Genomic DNA, 23,744 nt, shown 5'->3' with positions numbered 1-23,744 from the left:
ATTAACCAGCCATACAGATGTATCACACGACCTATACAACGGTGCCGTTGTAACGATTTGTGATTTTAAAGCTGATAGGTTCACCCGTGGTCGTCGTGATAACTACCTCTCCTTTGACGTCGGTGAAGCGAAATTCTGGTGATGTTGAATAATTTCGATAGACAGCTACTTCCACATTTGCAGCCGGTACATTCAAGAAACCTGAAATTGCCCTGATTCCGTACTCATCATAAAAATAGATCGGGCCATCGTATTTGTTTTCCCATCGTTCAGCGGACACCATGTGATGTCCCATCGACATTGCCAGCGGTGAGTTCGTGATCCACGTTCCTGAGGCATCTTGAAAACGCCATGAAAAATTTCCAAATTTTGTACTTTCCCTGCAGTCAAGCGTCCACATAATCCAATCTGTACCCAGCGTGTCTCTATGCGGCGGATATAACTCTATAGCGAGACTTTCAGCGCTATCGCCTTCCCACACCAACACCACCTCACGTCCTATCAATGGACTATTGGGCTTTACCCGTATACGGATACCGTTATAAGCGCCAAGGCAAGGAAAAGCCGTTTCACCGAGCGCCGTCAAAACGCCGTTGCATTCCACCTCAAACTGACTATCGAGGTCAAAATCAGATAAATGCCCTGGCAACAAACGATCCGGAAGATCCGGGCTCGTCAACTTCAGCATAAACTCGCCAACTGGCCCGGAAACCTCTGCTGAAACGTTCCAACGAATAGGTTCTCCGTCGACCGAATGCAAGGTTTTCAGTTCAGGCTCAAATCTCAAGCCCAACTCCTCAACCCCAGTTACATCTTCCAGCGCCACCTTCGCCCAACCAATCAACCAGCTGTGCTTCCTCACCCTTAATTCCAGGTCGTAGGCCAAGGCGCGTGTCAGAATCAGCTCTCCTCCGTCGAGGTCCACCTCTTCGCCATTGAGCCAAAGCGTAAACTCCTGCAACCACGTGTTCGAATTCGGAATCGCTGTAAACATCATCCTTCTGGCCTCCCATCCGGCGTAGCCCCCCTTCACATGGGCAGTCAACCACCCTTCCCTGATCGGCGGTAACCTGAACGTGACATTGGCCTTGCCGGTGTCATCGGTTTTCGTCGGGGCAATCTTGATGCCCGGATATTCCCACTCCACCTCGATACCCATCAAGGGCTTGCCTGTACGAGCGGAAATCACAACTGCGTGTGCGGAGACCTCCTGCCCCGGATGTCCGCTTGGCGTATCGGCGAGAAGGGTTTCCATCTTGCGAGGCTCATTCATCGAATAATGAAACTCGACATACGCCGAATCAGCGCCGCCCACTACCGAAGCACGAACTGCGCCTGGACCGGGGAAGTCGAGTAGGAAGCTGAACCAGGTCGAGCCACGAAAATCGGTGTTCGTAATCACCGGCTCATGCTCCCCTCGCTCCCACTTGACCTGCGCATTTGCCATAGCCCGGCCAGTCAAGGCACTCGTCACCCCCAACTTGCAAACAACAGGCTCGCCCCACTGGACTATCTGAAGCACACCGGAACTCGCTGTGATGTTCGCGGCAATGGCGTGGGAGCCCAATGACATGGGCTGGGGAGGAGACAGTTCCAGCAAGCGACTGGCAGCCAATCGGACAGACACGCTGCCGTCCTTGACATCGCCCGCGCTGAACGAGCACTCCAGTCCCTCGCTCGTCCAATCGCGGAACTCACCCAATTGCTCGACGAACTCAAGCTCAAGCTCGCTTGGGTCTGGATGACTCAGGCCAACTGCCAGCGTTTGATGGCGCAACGGGTTATTGTCGTCGGCCCGAAGACAAAAGCTGAAGCTCTCGCCGCGCCTCGGGAAAAGCGCGCGTTGCGCCCAAAGCTGATCGGACGAAGCAGTGGTCAGCCGCAGACTAGTCCATGGGTCGGTCGACAAGGTCTTGAGTTTAAAATGCTGTTCGGCTGTTGTTTGATCATAAAGGTTGAGCACAGTCGCACATACGTCACTGGTAGGCGCGGTTTGCGCCGGTGCGTCATACACTGACCAGCCATTTGAACCGGTCGGCGAATTGACCGGATCTGCACTCCCGACCTGCCATCCAACCTGCGCAGACTCAACCGGTCGATTCTCAAAAGCCGAGTAGAAGCGCGCTTGCACGCGTGCACGCTGGCCCTTGTCCAATATCGGATCAATGGCCGGCCCGCGTGCAGCAACCACTTTGATTTTATTGTGGCCCAGCTTCAATTGAGTACGCGCCGTCAGCTGCTCGTCACCGATCATGACGGTCTCGGTCAACGTCATTTCTGCATCTTCCGAGCTATCGGCAAAATTCAGCTCCCTGCGCGCCCCACCTGCCGTCATGACAATATCGATGGTCAGCGGGGGAACGATCTCCAACCCGGATGGCATCGGTGCAATGGCGGTCTTCACCGCCAATCCGTGCAACGCACTGACCCCGTACGGCATAAGTGCACATTGGTGGCTGGCCCAAAGGCAGGGGTAAAGCGTGTCGGTACCCGGTACGGCCGAAACATGATCAAGCATCACCCGGGTTTCTGTTGCGAGATTGTCACCCAGCAACCGCAGAGGGAATTCACGTGTTTCCGGCACATGCGAACTGGTGAACATCAGACTCGACAGTCCACTGATATCGGTGCCCGAGCCGATTATCCATTCGAGGCCGCTGGCATCCATTGATCGGGTTACACCGGGTAACGGATTCATTGTGAACCCTGGCAAAGGGTCCACTTGCGGGCCCCAATCCAACGCGATCAATTGGTTGATAAAGCTGCTGTCTGCAACGGGATCGATACGCAGTCTATATGTCCTTCCTCGTCGACAGATCACACCCAGCAGCGCCCTATTAAGCGGCTTCCCATCTATAGAAAAGACGACTTGTTCTTTCCAGGCACTGGTCGGCAACGCCTTGACGGAAAAAAGATGTTCCGCCACAGGAGCACCCTCGTGGCGCTGGACCCGCGCGGTGATCTCGTATTCACCGGCAATGTCTGGCTGATGATCCACACTCGCCCAGCCATTCATGCCAGTGAGGGATCTGACCGTACCGGTCGGCGTCTCAAACTCGACGTCTGCGTTGGTGACAGGCTGGCGATCGCGCCGTTGCACCTGCACCATGCAAGTGACGACGTCGTCTTCATCCTTGACCGGCGTTTTGTTTGGCCCCCAGGTCTTACCGATCTGAACTCTGTTGTACGCCAATGACAGGGCATTGCCGGGCGATGCATGCTGCAACCTGGAACAACCAAGGACCCAGTGGAAAAAACCGTCGCGTTTGTCCTCGAAATTTACCGTCCAGAGCACCGTATTGCCAGCGACCGCCGCTGGATCCCCGAAGGCAGGTTGACAGCTTGCTCCCAGGTCCGTTGGCAAATCGCCCTCTCCCCAGACCAGGGAAAAGTCAGCATCGTTTAGAGGATGGTCTGCAGGAATGTCCAGATTGACGAGGAATGGCTCTCCTCGCTCCGGGTAGCTGGGTTTTTCTCCCCAGATAACGGGTGATCCGTTATCAAACCGGGCCCGCAAAGTTTTGAACGGATCGACATCAAACGCCCGCACCTTGAAGGTAAGCGTGGCTTCACCCTTTTCGGACAGAAGACTGGTAACGGAAGCCGTAATCTCGCTCACGTTTGCGTCCGTTGGCGTGTATTGGAAGGACGCTCGACCGTGAGCATCGGTAGACACTCGGTGCAGGATCGTATTCTTCCCATCCCCGGTACTCCAGCAGACTTCTCGTGCTACCGGTGCCTGGGTGTAAAAAGACCGGACTTGAACTTGCAGCTCGACCGATTGGGCATACTCAATGACCGGGTACGTCTGCGCTTCCTTGAGGGCGATCAGCTCCAGCCGATGATGCCCCCAGGAAACCCGCAGCGGGCAAGGTGGCGCCGAGTACTTGGAGTAGATCATAGCCTCCAGTTCGCGAGGCTCATCACCTGGCAAATCCGGACAATCCAGCCACCAGAGCCGATCAATCGGCTGGCTTTTACCCATCACTGGCTCACTGGTGATTGAGTCCAACGGATTGTCCACAAACCACAGGCTCGCATCATGCCAAAGGCTTTCGGGCTTCACCTCGAAACCCAACGTATGCCTTTGATTCCCGGTGGCTCCGAGGCAAACAGGAAAAACACTACCTGACACGAAGCGGCGGTCATCAATGACAACGGCGTCCAGCTCCAATGCAGACAGATGCAGATTCAGGAAGAACCCGGTCAGGCGAACTTCCGCAGAACCACCGTCGCCCGCTATTTTTTTCGGGCTGATCAGGTTGATCTCAAGCTCATCGCCGGCTTGCAGGCCCAACGTCTCCGGCAGTTCTACTTGCCTCTCGAGCAGATCAACGGTCAACGGATCGGCGTTGTCCAGTCCAGTCTTCGCCGGTAATTCGATATCGAGCTTTTGAGTACTGCCTTTTTTGTTGACCACCACTTGGCCGGCTGATGACGGGTAGGTGTTTTCGTAGAGAAAACGTAAGTGATAACGAGCATCCGCTTGCTGCTCGATCGGCACGATCATCATTTGACGGACCGCCGCCGCATTGGTAAGCGTCATGATCGATACCATTTCGTCACCCCAGCGGTCATCCCTGATGACGACGCCCCCGGCATTGCTCACATCGTCCCAATGCTTATAGCCTTGCTGCATATCGTGGTTTTTCACGAAATTGTGATCCGTGTCGATCGCTCTCATGCTCATGATTGCTTCTCCTTCGCCTGGATCTTCCCATCCGCCTGATTCACCAGCTCCTGAACCTTTTTGGAAAAAGCCAGATCCCCAACCTTGGCCGTGTAATGGATCTTGATCGCAATGTCTGTCAGCGACAAAAGCACCGGTTTTTTCTTCAGATGCCAGGGAAACCTGATCTGCCAGCGCGACACGGCGCCGGTATTTTCGTATGGCAGGGTCATGCCTTCGTCAGGCCTGAGAGAAATCACACCGGAATCATCCAGTCCGGTGGACAGGCAAACCTGTTGCCCACTGCTTAGATTGATCAGCACATCGGCAGGCGCCACCCCTTCTGCGGAATGCAGATACTCCAACGATTCGAAGGACGGTTTTGTGGCGATGTAGCTGCCGACCTGCAGCAGATTTGCCACGACATTTTCAAAGGGGCCGATGAGTACCGGCAGCGTGACTTCAATGCGAACGATCTGTCGGCAATAGTGGTCGTGGTAATCACGATCGAACAGCTGTTGAGTCAATTCGAAATCCAGTGCGCCCGTCGTCACCAAGTGATTGAGCGCATCCGCCCAGCAATCAAAGCCGTTTTGCCGGGTTGCCGGGTCGTCGAAAAGCTGCTGCAACGAAACCGTCTTGACGATTTCCTGGCGCCGCTCATGGTGTTGCAGATACTCCGAACGCATGCGTAACAAACCGGCATGCAATGCAGCGCCAGCCGTCAATCCGCGACGCTGGTCGCGCCACACATCAATATTCAGCGCAAAGGCATCGAACTCGCAGGTTTCCGCGCGTAAGGCTGCCTGAACGCTCAGGCAGACTGCCACAGCAGCGTCATATGCCTGAAAATGCAAGGTCTGCAGCTGCCCCATCAACCACTGATACAACTCCAGATTGGTCGCGCGCGATTGCAAGAACTCAAACAACTTCAACGTCTGAGCGTTGGCCGCGAGGGTATGTTCCAGGTTAATCCTTGCCGCATTGATGGTCCGCTCCTGGGCGGCGATCTGGGCACTGATCGCGTTTTTTTCCGCAACGGCCTGATTTCGCATCAAAAGCCATTCATGCCGACGGCGACGGTAACTTTCGGAGGTGGCCGTCTTGTCGGCTTTGCCCCGTGACACATCGGCTGCGATCTGGAAGCCGAACCCCACGGCGCCGACCAGATGTCCCGGCTCAGAACCGCCATTGGCGACACCGAAGATATTGGGAAACGCATGGATGACCGCCGCCCCCATCTGGAAACCGGTGGCCAAGGAGACAAAGCCTGAGGCCGCTTCCACATGTTCCATGACTTTGAATTCATCAGGCGAAATGTGGTTGTCGTACAGATCGGCGTAATGCTGCTCACGCTCTTCTGCCATGCCTCTGCTGTGTTGCAGTGCCGTCAGACTTTCGACTTCGCGTGCGATGGATTCCTCCTGCGCCCGACGGGCGAAGTCGCCCAGTTCGGTGAGATGACGCTGTTGCATTTCTTCCTGCTCGACACGGTCCTGTTGCTCGAGCAGGCGCAGCACCTCGCCAGCCAGATCACGCAAGTGCTGCACCATCTGCAACGCGCAATCGAACAATACAGGCCAGCGAAACGCCGCTACCCTCAGTTGTCCGCCCATGGGTCGCACCGGCCCGGAATTGCCGGCTGCCAAACGGTTCAGCAAAGCCATTGGGTCCATGGCGGAGAAAAGAGGAATCGCGGCACGTTTTCCGTCGATTGTCCTGCCATGGCGGATGTTATCGATCCGCTCATCGGGCAGCCGAAAGAAGGTCAGCAGTCGGGGACTGAGCGGTATTTTGAAAGAACTCGTGCCATACACGCCCGGATGCCGAGCGCGCGGGGCACTGACAGGCAACTCCTCAGCTTGCAGCAGCAATGTCTTTTCAAACTCTGCCAGAGCGGGCCGCGTCTCCATCTCTTTGACAAGATCACCGAGTGTTTGCGGTGTCCAGAGATTGATACTGCGTGTATCCGGTTTTGGTCCCATCAGCGATTTGGCCCGGACATACTGCAGCTTGGCAGCTGTCAATGAGTCTTGGGTCATCTGACGAAAAAGCCAGTCACCCCAAGCCATGATGTTGTTCACATATTCGAGGAAAATAACAATCTGGTAGTGCTGGGGTGAGGAATAGGCAATGGCATCCGGATCCGTCGGCGCAAAGACTTCATAAGCGATATCGGGCTTCGGGGTATCCAACGGCCGGCATTGCCAGTAGGCAGGTCCCGCAGGAATATCGCCTTGCGCCGGTTTGGCTGGAGACCTCGGATCGAATATGTAATGCAGCCAGCGCTGGGCTTGTTCAAAGCGGTTTTCGTCACGCAAGCGGGCGGCAATCAAGTGCGGCAGATGAAAAAACAACTCCCAGAAAAACAGGCCGTTGGCGCTGTCGAACGGGCCATTCGGTTCGGTCTCTTCGTCTGGCAAAGGAGGTTCTTGCGGGAACTGTGTCGCCCGATGCAGCAATGCCCCGATCGACACGCTGGCGCGCAGTACCAGTTCGTGACCGATCAACGTATTGAGCCGAACGTATTTCAGCTTCAGTGCATTCGCTGGTTGATTGAATGCCAGAAACTGAGCGCCCTGCGCATCGGTGTCATGAATAAACGGTAGAGGCCCATGACTTCCAAGCGCAGCAGGCACCGTCAGGGTGACGGTTCGCTCACCGAAGCCCTCTCCGCTGTTAGTACCCGTGAGTTTCACGGTAATCGTGGTGTTGTTGAACGCTGGTCTTTTGATTTCCTGCCATTGGGTTGCCCATCCTCCTGTGCTCGGGTAATTGGCAACGAGGGGCTTTGGGTCATCACCGGTATCATTTTGAACGTCCAGCGTGAACTCCACATCCGTGGCGCTGACACGTGACACATGGGCGCAAAAGCCCTGGACCCAGAGCGAATAGTCCGTGGCATTGCGAACGATATAAGCCTTGATGCCCAGGTACTCTGCCAACGTGCCGACTTGTGTAATCTGGCTGTCAACGGAAGGGAAAAGCGTGGGCTGCATTTTTTGCTGAAGCGTGCGGGAATCGCGAAACAGATGATTGGCCAAGTAATCCATGACAGCGGTTTCGTCCTTTACTTTGCGAAACAGCGAATCACGGGTTTCATAAATCGCGACAGATTGCCGCGACGGTAAACTGGTGCCGGGCTGCGCATTGGTCAAATGCACGGCCAGCCGACCTTTGGGGTACAGGGCATCGATTTCGTCGCGCAGTACGACCGCCACCAGCCGACAACCCTTTGAAACGTCCTTGTCCGTCTGGAGCAGATGCAAACGAATGGGCGGCGACCAGCTATCGTCCAGTGCTATGAACGCCACCATGACCTCCAGCTCATGGGGACTTTGCAACTGACCAGCGTTATTGAAAATACCCGCTCGCCACTGAACCCAGACCATGCACGGCCGCCCCTCCCAATAGACCATTCGACAGTCCAGCACACTCACATCGGTGGGAATATCTACCGCTTTCCACTCTCGCCACGCGGTCGGATTGACAGAAGGCGAGTCGACCGCAAGTTCGATTCTCGCCTCACGCCAGAACCAGCCATAAGGTGCAACGCGCTGTCTGCCCACCAGGTAGTAGCGAGTGTTCAGCGGATTTGCACCGTCCAGGTAGCCGGTCAAGACGTTCAGGTTGCAGGTTTCTTCAAAGCTACGCAGGTAGCGTTGCACGCCTTTGAGCACAGAATCGTCGGTGATCGATGTCTGGTTCACGTGACTCTCAAGTGCCTTGAACAACTCGGATTTACGGATGCGCACATAAGGCGTGATGTAATCCGCCGGTGTACACCGCAGCAGCATGCTGGCCGACCAGGGACTGTAACTGCCGGCAATGTCCCACTCCTCCAGCAGATCGGCATCGAATTCGCGATTGTCGTAACCAGGCTCGAGCTTCTGGAACACCGCATGAACGTAAGCCTGCAGGCAGCTCACTGCTTCCGCCACCCTGGAGGTTTCAATCTCAGCGCTGTTCAGCGGATCGGAGCGCAACCACTCCCATAAATCGTCCGCCGACTGAATTTTCATCGGTACCGGCAGATTCGCCTTGGAATGCTTTGCGTGAAGGCAAAAATCAATCAACGCATCGCGGCGCAGGGCAGACAGTTGACCCGATTGTTCATTGAGCATGATCATCTCCCGTCACTGTTGTTGTTTGCGGGGTGGACACTCGCCGGCGCGAAGGAAGGGTTTCGACAAACGTCACATCCCGGAACCTGGCGGCAGACAGGTTTTCTGCCGTCGCCTTGACGCTGACCCTGGCCTCCTCGGTACTGGTGAATGTCACCTCGGTATACCCTCGACTGTCCGAGATGGTTTTGGTCTCAAGCATGATCAGCGGTTCAAATGTCCAGATCAGCGAGGCACCGGATATGGGGTTGTCGTAGTCGTCTCGAACAACGGCGCGGCAGGTCACCGCAGTACCGACCAGCACGGTACTGGCGGGTGAAGGGAAAGGGTTTTCGGGTTTTACCTGAAGTGTGGCCAAATCCGGGCCGATCTCGATGTTCGGCGCAGCCATCTCGTCATCCAGGTCGAGCCTGTAAGCGGGAGTTACGGTGCCCATGCGGCCATCCGGGAAAAACTTCACCTTTGCCGTGCCGGTGATGTCCGTAGTGACCATTGAAGGCTCAAACCGGCCCAGCGCGCTGGCGCAATGAACATTGACGTTCAGCCGTGGAACGCCCAGGCGATTATTCACCGTCACGGTAAATTCTGCCGATTCATCAGGTTTGTTGGCGATCAATTTGACGGGATGAGGAACGGTAGTCCAACCGACGACTACATCCACGCCGACGGGCCTGATGCTGGCTACATAAGTCGGCTCGACAACGTTCGGCAGGCTGCTTCTGACGCGGTCTGCCACCTGGGCGTAGAGAGCGTATTCGCTGTCCGCAGGCAACGTCCCGAGTTCGAGAAGGGTCTTGGCATTCTGACCGGTTTTTTTGGCAAGCAAGCATACGCGCGTCAGCACATCTAACTGTGGCATGGTTACGATCAGGCCTTTTGACGGGTCTACATAGGTGGCGCAGGCCTGCACGTCACTCACGCTCCAATTGAACAGTTCAGCCAACCATGCTGCCGCCCGCTCCTGAACCAGCTCAAGACCGTGATTTCCCAATCGGGCTGGCAGTGCGTTGATTCGGCGCAGATAATCAATCAGCCTGGCTTCAGGCTGACTGCTCATGGCCAGGGCACGCTTGTAGATCGTCAGGTAGTACAGCGTTGAAAGGTCAAACGCAGCGACTTGTTTTTCACCGAACCATTGGCTGTATCCGGTCGTGATGAAATAAGTCAGGAATTCACCGCTCAGTTCCAGCATCGCAACCGCGGCGCTGCGTCGTGAGAACTCGGCCAACATCTGCAGAACAGGATCACCCGGCTGCTCCTTCCGCCGCCGGACAATACTGCTGTCGTTAGCGACCTGCGGCACTGCGAGCACTTGAGCCAATACGTAATGCACATTCGCGCCCGACCAGCCAAGCACTTGCAGAACCAGATCGGGCTTCAGACCGCTATACGCGGCCAACCCCTCCTGCACGACAATATTCTGACCGGCGCGGCAACGTAACAGCACCGCCACAATCAGCTCGACCAGCGCGATATCGAGGCTACCCGTCTCCTGCACCACGGCCCGTCCCGTCATCTCCCGGGCATGGGCTTCATAGTTTTTATCCGCTGATTCAACGATATGACGAATCAGCCCGTATTCGTCCACCAATGCCACCAGCGCGCGCAACCACTGACGATTGTTGGACAATGGAGCCACGCCAGCCATTTTCAGTGTGTCTTCCGTCATCAGAGCCGCAGGGACCTGGCGACGCCATTGATCGAACAAGGTGAGTTGACTGGCATCAGGTTGTGCCGGTGGCCAGGCCGTTGCCTGTTGCACCACCCAGCCCACGGATAACTGAGCGGTATAAGCCCATTGCACGCAGTCCATTAATGCGTGGATCACGCTGAGTACGTCCGGTGTATCCACCAATTGTTGGCTGTTGATCTGTGGCAAGCCGGCTAACGCGTCTACCCATGCCTGACCTCCCATCAGATTCAGTAACAGGATCGCCTCGATTGATGTGATGCCGAGTAACCGGGGCAGTCTGACCAGACGATAAAAACTGGAAACAATCGGCAGGCTAAGCTTGAGATGAGTCAGACCATGAGCGGCAGCGACCAGATTGGCAATATAAAAATAAGCTTGCAAATCAATGCCCAGACCCGCGCATAACTGATTGACCGTGAGCAGATCTTCAGCAGTCACCGGGATGATCGGAACAGTTCGGTCATCGAGCACCAACGGACGTGTATTGAAAGAGGTGCCATTGAAAATCCGGTCGTATTGCGAACGTTCCGTGCCCCGTCCGAAAACAGAAATCTGCGCGATGAACACGGCGAATTCCTCTGCCGTACAGCCGTACCCTTCGCGCAACTGCTGGAACAGGCCAAGGGCCCGCAGGGTATTTGGCGTTATCCAATAGTGAGTCGGGGCGGGCGACGGATGTTCGGCGAGCATTGCCGCGACAACGAGTTGATCGGTTTCATGGCGCTCCAGCCCCAACCAGTCACTGAGTCGCAGTATTCGATTGATGCGGTCAATGCGGTCGTCGGTCATGTCCACGAAGCGATTGAGGAAACCTCCCGTGCCAGAGTGACCAATGGTGATGGGTGGATCCTTTGCTTCATGAATGAAAACCGATCCGAAATCCTTGCCGTTCACGGGGGTCTCGGCGTCGCCATAGCCCGGTGCGTTTGCAGACAGCGAAGTTGAGAAACCCTCTAATGAAAGCAGTGCCTCCAGACTCGCGGTATCAAGCTTCGTTCTTTCGTTGAAAAGGATGACATTCGCCAGATTGCTCCCATGCTCCGGCTGGAGACCGAAATATTTCGGATAGAACTCTGCAGCTCCGTCCGGAAAATAGGCGTGTTCAGTTACCAGGATTCGCTGAGAAGGACTCAGTCGCGATGCCTGAATCAGTGCCGCATCCGACTTGACACTCCACGGTGCGGAGCGAAGAAAGTACGGATACTGCAAATCGCACAGTCGCACCACACTGCCAACCGACTCGCCATGCCCTTTCATCACCTGATCAAGCGTGACCCAGGGCCAGTGGAAGGGCAGCGCTCTGGGAAAAGCCTGCTCGCTAAACGCCTCGTCAAGATTCTGAATGGTTCCGAGCGTGTCGGTAATGAAGTTTTCCATGATGTTACTGATCACTTCTACCGACGACACCACGCCATGGACAGCATTGACATCGATCTTCAATGTTTCGAGATCCGTGCGCCGGTCACTCAGTGGAAATCCGCCGTTTGTCACACCGAGCCGGTGCAATGCCCAATGAAACAGGGCGGTCAGATACGCCACAGGCGAGTGAATGGCCTCGATTGCACCCGGCACGCACAATTTTTCGAAGTTCGGCTCGAACAGCAAACTGTAAGTCGGCCCGTTATCGAGCCCCCCTCGCGCGACCCCCTTGGCGTCCTTGCAGGTCAATTGATGTTCGATGAAGTGCCTTAGCACCACCGTCGACAAGACATTAAGACGCTGCTGAAACTCGCTGGCCTCTTGCTGGTTCAGAGCATAGTCGTGCATCAACCCGTCGACGCCCTTTTGCGCCAGTACGGCGACCGACCCTCCCGCCTCGAAAAAACGTGCCAGTGCCGTCGAAGACGAACGCTTGGGCTTGCGAACCGTTTCAGTGAACATCTTTTGAGCGATTTGAACGGGAGTCTGAGTCATGCTGACACTCCTGGGGGCAAACACCGATGCAAAGTGAGCGAACGGTCGAGTTTTCGTTGTTCCTGCAAGATATTTGGCAGCATCAGCCGTGCAACGTCTACTGTCATAAATGACAGTAGACATGACCGCCGGTCAGATTAGTGGCGGTTGAGGGGCTTGCGTGGGAGCCTCATCAGGCGACGCCACTTCGAATCGTTTGCTGTCGGCTGGCATGGAGCGTTTCCCAGCGATGATCTGTACGGCCCGAGCCCAGTTCGGGCCTTCAGGCAAACCATGCTCAGGCGTGCCGGCCCAACTGCCATCAGAGCCGTCCAGGTTTTCGGCCCAGTTCGTCCCCGAGTCATACCACGCACAGACATCAACGCTTGCGTGTGTCCGTGCGTCCCCAGCGAATCCGGGTGTTCGAGACGTCCACGCGCCCTCTGAGGGCGCCGTAAACCGGGGCTCTACGTCAAGCAACTGGAGCTTTCTGGGCGTCGACCATCCCGAGACGTAAATACCATTGCGCTGCTCAGTGACAATGGACAGTTCACCCGCCGTTTCGGGGAGGACAACCTGACAGAACCAGGTAGCGTTCTCTTCGACGACTGCCGTTCCCAGCAGTGTTTCGATAGCGCCGGCCAGCGCCACCACGACCGTGTCGCCGGGGTATCCGAATCCGCAGACATTCAGTAGCTGCCCCACAGCCTCATCAACGCCGGGCGTTTCGATGTGCGCTTTGTCGGGAACGACCGTGATTTCCACATCACCGGTAAACGGCGATATCTGATCCTTGAAGAACTGTCTGGCTTTTAGCTCGCAGGGGCCCAGCGGTAACGTGACACGGTGTTTGTAATAGCCATCGGCAAAACGCGGATGGATACGAGGCTGCAGAGCCTCGCCGAGGTACAACTCGACCTCAGTCCGGTCGGACTCCTTCCCCCGTCGCGCATAGCCCTCAACCATGAAGGTCCGGGGGACGGACGTGCGCGAGAGTGCAAGGTTGAGCGTTGGTGCAAACAGAACCACGGTGAACATGACCGGCTTACCGACCGACTCAATGTTACCTAGGCTCTGCCTGGCGAAAACGGTATGACTTATGTAATCAAGCTCCGTGAGTTCCACCGTCCAGCTGTCAGCTGTGGCATCCACCGCCCCGAGCACCTCATGGGTCACAAAGTCCAACACCTGAATCAGGCAGCCATCGATCCCGCCCGTGCCGTGCAGCACAGGTAAGTATTCCGTTTGCCCACCGGGTGGTGGAGTAATTACCGGTACGCTCATCGGGACATCGAACGACATGGACACCGGGTGGGAGGTTTGCCCGCCGAAGGTCTGCGTGGCGCTGGCCGTGAACTTGCCCGGGCTGAAGGCTGCCGGCCGCTGGAATGTCCATTTCCCGTCAGTATCGATGTCCGGAACGGGATGGGAATCATCGTTGTCACTGAACGTGATCGTCACCAAAGCTCCCGGCCAGCATTGGCCAGAGAACTGCGGGAACGATCCATTCTCGGCCACTTTCTCGATGACGACCAAGGGTGCTGGTATGTCGACGGCAATAGCCGGCACCCATGTCGATGGCAGCGTCCCAAACAGTTGCCTGGCGGTTACCGAATAAGTGCCGGGAGCCCAACGTTCAGATGCCGCACTGGACCAGGTTTCACCTCCCATCACTTCGACAATGGGTACAATGGGAACGCCAGTGTTGTTCAACCGGACTTCTATTTGGCAAGCCGCCTGTCCAGGCCAGTTCCTGCCCACTCCCGAGAAGGTGGGAATGCCCTCCGAACTCACGCGATGGTTTAATGTCGGCACAGGCACTGCGACAGTGAAGGTCGCCGCCACTTCCGTCCAGTCCGAATAGATGGGCTGATTGTCGCCCCCTGGCGTGCTTTGTCGCGCGCCAATACTGTATCGCGTAGCACTGGGTAACCAATCAGGGAAATCCTTGCTCCATGGATTGCTGTCCACGGTGAACGACTTGACAGGCGTTTGGTTACCTACGTAGTGGATATCAAGCGTAAGACCTACGGTTCCAGAGCCTTTGACAGTGACCTTCGCATTGCCGTCGACCGTGGCGGACAGCGACGCAACTCTGTCAGGCCTTATTTTGAATGACCGATAAATGCTTCTACCGGAGAGCGTTCCCAACGTCTGCTCAGCGGCAAGGCGAATTTCCCCGGGTAGGATACTGGCCGGGATAACGACCGGTACAGTCCAGGCATCGCCTGTTACCGATGCAAGCGTGCCGACCACCACATCAGTCAGATCGACATGGATCTTCATGGTGGCCCCGGCCTCGCCTCCGGTTCCGCTGAGCAAGAATGAACGGCTCTGTACGGATTGGTCGGCAGGCTGGGTAATGACAGGCAAATAAAGCAAAACGGAAACAGATACGTTGCTGGACCATATCGTTTCTCCAGCATAAATCTGGCCGGCAACCATCGTGAACGGTCCAGCGGGAAGCGGTGTCGTCAGCGGTATGCTCCACTCTCCGTTCCGAACGGTGCCGGTTCCATAGATCGGCGTTCCGTTATTAGCCCTGTGGATATTGATTGTCGCGCCAGTATGGCCCTTACCGTAGATCACCGGTTTGCGCTCTCGTATCGAGTCACCGTCCTTTGGAGAATCAATGCTGACGGCAGTCACGACCAGGTTCACAGCGACACGATTGGACTCGTCGGAAACAATGTTCCGGATAGACTGTTTGGCGTACAAGGTCAAGGTCTTGATACCACTGGGGAATGATACATTCGCCGTCCAGTTTCCATTGGATTCGATGACCGCGGCCGCTAGTCCAGCACCTCCGTCCGCATTATGTACAATGAGGTATGCCGATCCATATACGCCGCCTGTTCCCCTGACCGGGAACGGTGAAGTTGTCACATTTCCAGAAGGACTGGTAATAAACGGCGTGGCGGGCTTGAAGTGGAAATTGACCTGGGTATCAAGCTGTACGTCCGCACCAGCCTTGTCGTATATATACCGAAAGTAGACGTTCGCGCTTCCATTCGGTGAGTCAATCCACCCTGAATCCTCCAGCGCATGCCAATTGCCGTCTTGAATGCCTACGTCATCCCAGTCGCGCAACCACGAGTTCTGGCTGGACGCATGGACATGCAAATTGCCCTTCCTTGCTCCATTAGCCTTGGCGTTATAACGATATGTTCTGCACCTGAATCGGCTCCCATCCGCAGTAAACTCACCGGAAACATCCAGAACGCACCAATAGTCCGTTCCTTGATAGCTCCGATACGCAGTAATTTCATGACGCTGCTCCAGGACCTCGTCTTGCGATGATTGTGTCAACGGAGAACTGTTCGCTTCCTGCTCGGAATCCTTATCGGCGCTCTCTTCATACTCTTCCATGATTTCTCCTCGACGGGATGTCTGTAAGTCATGGGTGAAGCCTGACTACTGAATACCCAGTTCAGCCTCGGCCGACACCTGTAAGATCTGACAGTCCCGACAAGCGGTAACTTTTCCCACACCGCAATATGCTGATGTCCTTCAGTCGTGAACACGTGGCTACAGCGGATAACGAACGGGGGATCAAGCCGACCTGGCCTTTAGATGTCAGGCGTCTTTCCTGACGCCATCGCGAGCAGGCTCGCTCCCACAGTGACAGGCGCTGACCACAACATTTATGGTCAACGAGATCTCCTGTGGGAGCGAGCCTGCTCGCGATAGCAATAATGAAAGCGCCGCAGCCTTCAGGCAGAAGCAGGCAACGGCTGAAAACTGAAGTACTGCTTCAGTGCCTCGACCAATTGCCCATACTCCGGCGGTGCCCGTTGCAGGCTGAAGCCGGCGTCATAGTGCTGGGGGGTTGCGTCTTCGTGGCACCACAGGCAGCAGGCATTGAGGTCGATCACTTGCTGACTGTTCCCATCCATAGGGATTTTCAGGCGTAGTTGAAAGTCGACGCCCACCATCATCGGCAACTGGCTGATCAACATCAGCCCGTCCTGGGACAGATTGCCCAGAAAGCCAATGGGCTTGTCGGTGACAGTGTTGAACACTCTGAGGAAGTAAGGCAGCTGGTGCCGTTCGATTCGGCGGTCGGTAAACATGTGCAGTTCGCCATGCAAGGCTCTTCACGGAGCCGCACCTTTGCTTCGGAACGTGCCCGTACTCGGGCCGCTCTCCCCGCTTCCGGTGTGCCGGTCGCCAAGTCGCCGTCACCTTACCGCTGACCAGTTGCAGGTGTTGCTCCGGATCATTGCAGGTGTGCTGGATCCGGGTTATCTGACTATAGCTGAGCTTGTACACACGGCCAGATTTTGTACCGCATCGTTGTCATCAGAAACGCGTCGGGCGTACCACGGTCGCGGCGCTGCGGGTCGGGTAATGGCCCAGGCTCTGCAAGGTTTCCAGGCGCGCGCGGGCGCGGTAGGCGTATTCGCTGTTCGGGTACGAGGCGATGATGAACTGGTAAGTCTGCACCGCGTCGATGTAGAGCTTCTGCCGCTCCAGGCACTGGCCGCGCATCATCGACACTTCCGGCCACACGTACGGGCGGGCGCGGCTGGCGCGTTCGACCTTGGACAGCTCAAGCATGACCTGCTCGCAGTTGCCCCGCTCGTAGGCGCTGTAGGCGTTGTTCAAATGATGGTTCATCGACCAACGGGTGCAGCCCGTCACGGCGAGGACGCTGAGGGCAAGGGCGGCAATGGGCAACAATCGCATGGGGGTTCTCCTGTCTTGTGCTCTGTATCGACCCATCGTCGGAAATCTTCAGGCGCGTTTGTCCCGAAGTTGCCGCGTTCAATAAAGAAAACGATAAGTAGTGCAAACGAACAATGACTACACCCTTCGAGCATAGTAGCCTTCGCTAGCGCTTGAACTCAGGAGTCTTTGCATGTCCGTCCGTCGTACCAAAATCGTCGCTACCCTTGGCCCGGCCAGTAACTCGCCGGAAGTTCTCGAACAGCTGATTCTGGCTGGTCTGGACGTTGCCCGTCTGAACTTCTCCCACGGCACCCCCGACGAGCACAAGGCTCGCGCGAAGCTGGTGCGTGACCTGGCTGCCAAGCACGGCCGCTTCGTCGCCCTGCTCGGTGACCTGCAAGGCCCGAAAATCCGTATCGCCAAATTCGCCAACAAGAAGATCGAGCTGAAGATCGGTGACAAGTTCACCTTTTCCACCAGCCATCCGTTGACCGAAGGCAACCAGCAAGTGGTCGGCATCGACTACCCGGATCTGGTCAAGGACTGCGGCGTGGGCGACGAGCTGCTGCTCGACGACGGCCGAGTGGTGATGCGCGTTGATACCCAGACTGACGATGCATTGCATTGCACCGTGACCATCGGCGGCCCACTGTCGGACCACAAAGGCATCAACCGTCGCGGTGGCGGCCTGACTGCGCCGGCCCTGACTGAAAAAGACAAGGCCGACATCAAGCTCGCTGCGGAAATGGAAGTCGACTACCTCGCGGTGTCCTTCCCGCGTGACGCTGCCGACATGGAATACGCCCGTCAACTGCGCGACGAGGCCGGCGGCACTGCCTGGCTGGTGGCGAAGATCGAACGCGCCGAAGCCGTGGCCGATGACGAAACCCTCGACGGCCTGATCAAGGCCTCCGACGCGGTAATGGTTGCCCGTGGTGACCTGGGTGTGGAAATCGGCGACGCCGAGCTGGTGGGCATTCAGAAGAAGATCATTCTGCACGCACGCCGCCACAACAAGGCCGTGATCGTCGCGACCCAGATGATGGAGTCGATGATCCAGAACCCGATGCCGACCCGCGCCGAAGTGTCCGACGTGGCCAACGCCGTGCTCGACTACACCGACGCCGTAATGCTCTCGGCAGAGTCCGCCGCTGGTTTGTACCCGCTGGAAGCCGTGCAGGCCATGGCGCGCATCTGCGTCGGCGCCGAGAAACACCCGACCGGCAAGACCTCCAGCCACCGCATCGGCAAGGAATTCACCCGCTGCGACGAAAGCATTGCGCTGGCGACCATGTATACCGCCAACCACTTCCCGGGCGTCAAAGCGATCATCGCCCTGACCGAGAGTGGCTTCACCCCGCTGATCATGTCGCGTATCCGCTCCTCGGTGCCGATCTACGCATTCACCCCGCACCGCGAAGCCCAGGCTCGCGCGGCGATGTTCCGTGGCGTCTACACCATCCCGTTCGACCCGGCCTCGCTGGAACCGCACGAAGTCAGCCAGAAAGCCATCGACGAACTGACCAAGCGCGGCGTCGTGGAAAAAGGCGACTGGGTCATCCTGACCAAGGGCGACAGCTACCACACCACCGGCGGCACCAACGGCATGAAGATCCTGCATGTCGGTGATCCGCAGGTCTGAGTGACCGGTTGCTGAAAAACCAAAGCCCCGCCATGTGAATGGCGGGGCTTTTTGTTTACTGCTCAGGAAGATCTGTCGACTGATCTGTCCTCTTCGCGAGCAAGCTCGCTCCCACATTGGAATGCGTTTCCCTGTGGGAGCGAGCCTGCTCGCGAAGAGGCTGGCACAGTCGGCGAAAATCTCAATGCCGTTTGATAAACCCGTTCAACGCCACCAACGCTTCCGGCGACTTGAGCCGCTGGGTAAACAAAGCGCCCTCCTCCTCGATGACCTTTCGCAGCACCTCACGATCCGGCGCTCGCATCAATTGCTTGCTGATGCGCACCGCCTCAGCCGGCAGTTCGTCAAATCGCAGCGCCATTTCCCGCGCCTTGCTCAACGCCGCATCACCACTGCCGAGCGCCTCGGTGGCAATCCCCCACGAGGCGGCCTGTTCACCACTGAAGCCTTCACCGAGCAACAGCAGCTCCGCCGCTTTGGCCTGCCCGAGCAACCTTGGCAGAATCAGGCTGGAGCCGAATTCCGGGCACAGCCCGAGATTGACGAACGGCATGCGCAGGCGCGCATCACGGGCCACATAGACCAGATCGCAATGCAGCAGCATGGTCGTGCCGATACCCACGGCGGCACCGGCCACGGCGGCGATCACCGGTTTGCGGCATTCGAGCAGATTGAGCATGAAGTGGAACACCGGACTGTCGAGGTCGCTCGGCGGTTGCTGGAGGAAGTCGGCAATGTCGTTGCCAGCGGTGAAGCACTCGGCGCTGCCGCTGATCAGCACGGCGTTGATTTCAGGATCTCTGTCGGCCTGTTGCAGTGCCTCGGCGAGGCGGCTGTACATGGCGCGGGTCAGGGCGTTTTTCTTGTCAGGGCGATTGAGCCGCAGGGTCAGTAAACCGCGTTCGCGTTGCAACAGGATGGCTTCGGTCATGGCGTGTCTCGCGTCTGAAAAAATCAGCGTTCAACCACGGCTCAGGAATACGTCGGCCAGCAGTTGGTTGCGCGGCAGTCCAGCCAGGTATAAACGCTTGGCGAAGGCGTCGACACTGGCGGTCGAGCCGCAGACTAAAGCCAGGGTTTGCCGGGAAACAAGGCGCAGTTGCGCCAAAGCGGCGGCTGACTCGGCCGCCGTCCACAGCTCGACGCTGAGGTTGTCGCGCTGCGCCGCCAGCGCCGCCAGGGGTTTGGCCAGATAGTGTTCGCGTTCGTCATGGGCCAGGTGAATGACGCGGATGACGCCTTGGTGATCGTGCCGCAACGCTTCGCGCAGCACACCGAACAACGGGCCCAGACCTGTGCCGGCGGCCAGCAGCCATAACGGTCGGTCGTGCCAGTCCGGGTCGTAATGCAAGGCACCGCCGCGCAATTCACCGAGGCGCAGCGGGTCGCCGATCTGCAGCTTTCGGGCGGCATCGCTGAACTCGCCGGGCTGGCGGCAATCGAGGTGGAATTCGAGGAAACGGTCTTCTTGCGGCAGGCTCGCCAGCGAATAGGGCCGCGCAATCTGCCCGAGCCACAGCACCAGATGCTGCCCGGCGCTATAGCGCAGCGGTTGTTGCGCAGTCAGGCGCAGACGCAGGACGCTGTCGCTGAGCCAGTCCAGGGCCTCGACCACGGCCGGGCGACCATCGGTGATCGGGTCGAACGTGTGGACCTGCAGATCTTCGGTCACCTGACATTGGCAGGCCAGGCGCCAGCCGTCCCGACGTTGCTCGGCACTCAGGGCGTCCGGACGATTATCGGCCGGCAAGCCCTGCACGCATTGCACCAGACACGCGTGGCAACTGCCGGCGCGACAGCTGTAAGGCACGGCGACGCCGTTCTGGTTGAGCGCATCGAGCAGGTTGCTGCCCGCCGCCACCGACAAGTGCCGCTCACCGACGCGCAGTTCAGGCATCGACGTTCTCCCACGCGGCGGAACAGCGATTGCGCCCGTCGCGCTTGGCCCGGTAAAGCGCCTGATCGGCGCGCTGCAAGGCGTCGTCCAGATCATCGCCCAGGCCGAGCAGAGTCATGCCGGCCGACAGACTCAGATTGCGCACATTCAAGCCCACCAGTTCCACGTCAGTAAAGGCAATACGCAGACGCTCGCAGCACGCGGTCAGCCGTTCGGCGTCGCAATCGGGCAGCAGCACAACGAATTCCTCACCACCATAACGCGCCAGCACATCGCCGTCGCGCAGGCACGCCTGGGCGACACCGGCGAAGGCCTGCAATACCTGATCGCCGGCCGCGTGGCCGTGCAGGTCGTTGATGCGCTTGAAATGGTCGAGGTCGATCAGCGCCAGGCCGTGCACGACGTCGTTGTCCATCGCGTTAAGTTCGCGTGAGGCCAGGCGCAGGAAGTGCCGGCGGTTGAACAGCCCGGTCAGCTCATCAGTGGCAACCAGATCCTCAAGCTGGCGCATCATCCCGCGCAAGGTGTCCTGATGCGCCTGCAAGGCAAACCGGCGCTGGCGCTGGCGTTGCCGCGAAACCTGAACGAAGCGCGCATACAGCACCAGCCACGCCAGCACCAGGGCCAGTACGCAGACCTGCAACGCGGCGAGCGCCGGCTCGCGCAGGCGCAACTGATAACCGTCCCACAAGGTGATCGCACTGAAACTGAAGAACACCAGCAAGGCACAGCGAACGAACGCTCGCCGACTGAGGTGGAACAGCCCGAACAACAGGATCATCACGTAAAACACCAGGAACACGCCGCGGGCTTCGTCCAGATGCGCGATCAGCCAGGTCTGCCAGCCGAGCCCGAGCAGCACTTGCGCTTCGGTCAGGCTGGGATCGGCGAAACGCAGGTTGCGCCCGCTCCAGAACAAGGCGAACAGCACCGCCTGGCTGATGACCACCAGGGCGCTGCCGATGCTCACGGCGCTGAGGGATTGCTGGTAATGCCCGGTAAAAAACGCCAGCCACAGCAGCAGCAAAGCCAATCCATAGGTGGCTGCAGCGAGGGCGAAGCGTTTGAGCAAAAGACGTTGAATGGCGTTATGGGTCAATCGTTGACTCACCGTGCGATAAGAAGCTGACCGAGTGTCCTACTCTACAGACCGGTTGCCACTTTAGAGGCCCGGTCGCTAAATGACCACCGATTTTCGGGCCGGGAAAATGGCGTCAAAAGTGTGGCCTGCCTGGCCCAGACGGGCAGCTACAAGCCGCGAGCTTCAAGCGGCAAGCTAAAGCTGTCCGCGGACTGCTTCGACTTGCCGCTCAATGCTTGCAGCTTGCAGCTGCCGCCGAGAATGACCGCCAACGCGTGTACGCCCCTTTGATGCGCGGTATACTGCCGCGCCTTTTTAGCGTCGCGCCACAAAGGGACAGCTACAAGCCGCAAGCCTGAAGCGGCAAGCTCAAGCTGTCCGCGTAATGCTTTAACTTGCCGCTCGAAGCTAGAAGCTTGTAGCTGCCCCATCGTGTTTTAGAGGAGCGCGACTCATGACCGTGATCAAGCAAGACGACCTGATTCAGAGCGTTGCCGACGCCCTGCAGTTCATTTCCTATTACCACCCCGTGGATTTCATCCAGGCGATGCACGAAGCCTACCTGCGCGAAGAATCGCCAGCGGCCCGTGATTCGATGGCGCAGATCCTGATCAACTCGCGCATGTGCGCCACCGGCCACCGCCCGATCTGCCAGGACACCGGTATCGTCACCGTGTTCGTGCGCGTCGGCATGGACGTACGCTGGGATGGCGCCACCATGGGCCTGGACGACATGATCAACGAGGGCGTGCGTCGCGCCTACAACCTGCCGGAAAATGTCCTGCGGGCTTCGATCCTCGCCGACCCGGCGGGCGCTCGTAAAAATACCAAGGACAACACCCCGGCGGTGATTCACTACTCCATCGTCCCGGGCAACACCGTGGAAGTGGACGTAGCGGCCAAGGGCGGCGGTTCCGAGAACAAATCGAAAATGGCCATGCTCAACCCGTCCGACTCGATCGTCGACTGGGTGCTCAAGACCGTTCCGACCATGGGCGCCGGCTGGTGCCCGCCGGGCATGCTCGGCATCGGTATCGGCGGCACCGCCGAGAAAGCCGCGGTGATGGCCAAGGAAGTGTTGATGGAATCCATCGACATCCACGAGCTCAAGGCCCGTGGCCCGCAGAACCGCATCGAAGAAATGCGTCTGGAATTGTTCGAGAAGGTCAACCAGCTGGGCATCGGCGCCCAGGGCCTCGGTGGCCTGACCACCGTGCTCGACGTGAAGATCATGGATTACCCGACCCACGCCGCATCCTTGCCGGTGTGCATGATCCCCAACTGCGCCGCCACCCGTCACGCGCACTTCGTGCTCGACGGTTCCGGCCCGGCTTCGCTGGAAGCGCCGCCGCTCGACGCCTACCCGGAAATCGTCTGGGAAGCTGGCCCTTCGGCCCGTCGCGTCAACCTCGACACCCTGACCCCTGAAGACGTCCAGAGCTGGAAACCGGGCGAAACCGTGCTGCTAAACGGCAAGATGCTCACCGGTCGCGACGCCGCGCACAAGCGCATGGTCGAGATGCTCAACAAGGGTGAAACCCTGCCGGTGGATTTGAAAGGTCGCTTCATCTACTACGTCGGCCCGGTTGATCCGGTCGGTGACGAAGTGGTTGGCCCGGCCGGCCCGACCACCGCAACGCGGATGGACAAGTTCACCCGGCAGATCCTCGAGCAGACCGGCCTGTTGGGCATGATCGGCAAATCCGAGCGCGGCCCGACCGCAATCGAGGCGATCAAGGACAACAAAGCCGTGTACCTGATGGCAGTCGGCGGCGCCGCTTACCTGGTTGCGCAAGCGATCAAGAAGTCCAAAGTGCTGGCGTTCGCCGAACTGGGCATGGAAGCGATCTACGAGTTCGAGGTCAAGGACATGCCGGTTACCGTGGCGGTGGACAGCAAAGGTGAGTCGGTGCACATCACCGGTCCTGCTATCTGGCAACAGAAGATCAGCGAAAGCCTGGCGGTAGAAGTGCAGTAAGCTTCTGGTGTCATGAAAACGGCCGGTGCATCCGCAAAGATGCCCCGGCCGTTTTTGTTGTGCTAATCGATCGCGACAAGAACGCTGGCCATGCAC

At 57.8% G+C, this 23,744-nt stretch carries 11 protein-coding genes; 2 read left to right on the top strand and 9 right to left on the bottom strand.

Going from position 1 to position 23,744, the window contains the following annotated elements; genetic code table 11:
- Nucleotides 1-31 precede the first annotated feature (31 nt).
- From V6F91_RS17245 to V6F91_RS17220, 6 genes are all read right to left on the bottom strand, one after another.
- Nucleotides 32-4,690 (bottom strand): hypothetical protein, encoded by a 4,659-nt coding sequence (locus V6F91_RS17245; protein ID WP_332766455.1) that lies wholly within the window; start codon nt 4,688-4,690, stop codon nt 32-34.
- On the bottom strand, nt 4,687-8,793 hold the full coding sequence (locus tag V6F91_RS17240; protein WP_332766453.1) for a neuraminidase-like domain-containing protein: 4,107 nt from the start codon (nt 8,791-8,793) through the stop codon (nt 4,687-4,689). Before V6F91_RS17240 ends, V6F91_RS17245 begins: the two co-directional genes overlap by 4 nt.
- A complete protein-coding gene (locus V6F91_RS17235) occupies nt 8,783-12,400 on the bottom strand; it encodes a Tc toxin subunit A (RefSeq protein WP_332766451.1) in 3,618 nt (1,205 codons plus the stop codon). Before V6F91_RS17235 ends, V6F91_RS17240 begins: the two co-directional genes overlap by 11 nt.
- 132 nt (nt 12,401-12,532) lie before the next feature.
- Complete coding sequence (locus V6F91_RS17230; RefSeq protein ID WP_332766449.1) at nt 12,533-15,748, bottom strand: hypothetical protein; 3,216 nt, start codon at nt 15,746-15,748, stop codon at nt 12,533-12,535.
- A 344-nt stretch (nt 15,749-16,092) separates the two neighbouring features.
- Nucleotides 16,093-16,452, bottom strand: a complete 360-nt coding sequence (locus V6F91_RS17225) for a PilZ domain-containing protein (RefSeq protein WP_332766447.1) — start codon at nt 16,450-16,452, stop codon at nt 16,093-16,095.
- A gap of 229 nt (nt 16,453-16,681) precedes the next feature.
- Nucleotides 16,682-17,068 (bottom strand): tetratricopeptide repeat protein, encoded by a 387-nt coding sequence (locus V6F91_RS17220; protein WP_332766444.1) that lies wholly within the window; start codon nt 17,066-17,068, stop codon nt 16,682-16,684.
- Nucleotides 17,069-17,240: 172 nt separating this feature from the next.
- Here V6F91_RS17220 and pyk point away from each other — a divergent pair, with 172 nt between their 5' ends.
- Nucleotides 17,241-18,692 (top strand): pyruvate kinase, encoded by a 1,452-nt coding sequence (gene pyk, locus V6F91_RS17215; RefSeq protein ID WP_090285716.1) that lies wholly within the window; start codon nt 17,241-17,243, stop codon nt 18,690-18,692.
- A 181-nt stretch (nt 18,693-18,873) separates the two neighbouring features.
- Here the strand turns inward: pyk and V6F91_RS17210 are convergent, their stop codons facing one another.
- The 3 genes from V6F91_RS17210 to V6F91_RS17200 are packed head-to-tail and all read right to left on the bottom strand — an operon-like array spanning nt 18,874 to nt 21,688.
- Entirely contained in the window at nt 18,874-19,623 is a 750-nt protein-coding gene (locus tag V6F91_RS17210) for an enoyl-CoA hydratase-related protein (protein WP_332766441.1), read from the bottom strand.
- A gap of 30 nt (nt 19,624-19,653) precedes the next feature.
- Complete coding sequence (locus V6F91_RS17205; RefSeq protein ID WP_332766439.1) at nt 19,654-20,589, bottom strand: iron-sulfur-binding ferredoxin reductase; 936 nt, start codon at nt 20,587-20,589, stop codon at nt 19,654-19,656.
- On the bottom strand, nt 20,582-21,688 hold the full coding sequence (locus V6F91_RS17200; RefSeq protein ID WP_332766437.1) for a GGDEF domain-containing protein: 1,107 nt from the start codon (nt 21,686-21,688) through the stop codon (nt 20,582-20,584). The genes V6F91_RS17205 and V6F91_RS17200 overlap by 8 nt, the downstream gene beginning before the upstream one ends.
- Before the next feature lie 436 nt (nt 21,689-22,124).
- On the opposite strand from V6F91_RS17200, the gene V6F91_RS17195 reads away from it, so the two are divergent.
- A complete protein-coding gene (locus V6F91_RS17195; protein WP_007916251.1) occupies nt 22,125-23,648 on the top strand; it encodes a fumarate hydratase in 1,524 nt (507 codons plus the stop codon).
- Nucleotides 23,649-23,744 lie beyond the last annotated feature (96 nt).

The sequence above is a fragment of the Pseudomonas koreensis genome (genome assembly GCF_036668835.1).
GTDB lineage: Bacteria > Pseudomonadota > Gammaproteobacteria > Pseudomonadales > Pseudomonadaceae > Aquipseudomonas > Aquipseudomonas koreensis_I.
The sequence above is the reverse complement of the archived record's forward strand: the minus strand, read 5'-3'. Positions and strand labels throughout refer to the sequence as shown.

Excerpts from the sequence above, each read along its gene's own strand:
- V6F91_RS17240 (WP_332766453.1), bottom strand. The coding sequence starts at position 8,793 with ATGCTCAATGAACAATCGGGTCAACTGTCTGCCCTGCGCCGCGATGCG.
- V6F91_RS17210 (WP_332766441.1), bottom strand. The coding sequence starts at position 19,623 with ATGACCGAAGCCATCCTGTTGCAACGCGAACGCGGTTTACTGACCCTG.
- V6F91_RS17235 (WP_332766451.1), bottom strand. The coding sequence starts at position 12,400 with ATGACTCAGACTCCCGTTCAAATCGCTCAAAAGATGTTCACTGAAACG.
- V6F91_RS17225 (WP_332766447.1), bottom strand. The coding sequence starts at position 16,452 with ATGTTTACCGACCGCCGAATCGAACGGCACCAGCTGCCTTACTTCCTC.
- V6F91_RS17230 (WP_332766449.1), bottom strand. The coding sequence starts at position 15,748 with ATGGAAGAGTATGAAGAGAGCGCCGATAAGGATTCCGAGCAGGAAGCG.
- pyk (WP_090285716.1), top strand. The coding sequence starts at position 17,241 with ATGTCCGTCCGTCGTACCAAAATCGTCGCTACCCTTGGCCCGGCCAGT.
- V6F91_RS17195 (WP_007916251.1), top strand. The coding sequence starts at position 22,125 with ATGACCGTGATCAAGCAAGACGACCTGATTCAGAGCGTTGCCGACGCC.
- V6F91_RS17205 (WP_332766439.1), bottom strand. The coding sequence starts at position 20,589 with ATGCCTGAACTGCGCGTCGGTGAGCGGCACTTGTCGGTGGCGGCGGGC.
- V6F91_RS17220 (WP_332766444.1), bottom strand. The coding sequence starts at position 17,068 with ATGCGATTGTTGCCCATTGCCGCCCTTGCCCTCAGCGTCCTCGCCGTG.
- V6F91_RS17245 (WP_332766455.1), bottom strand. The coding sequence starts at position 4,690 with ATGAGCATGAGAGCGATCGACACGGATCACAATTTCGTGAAAAACCAC.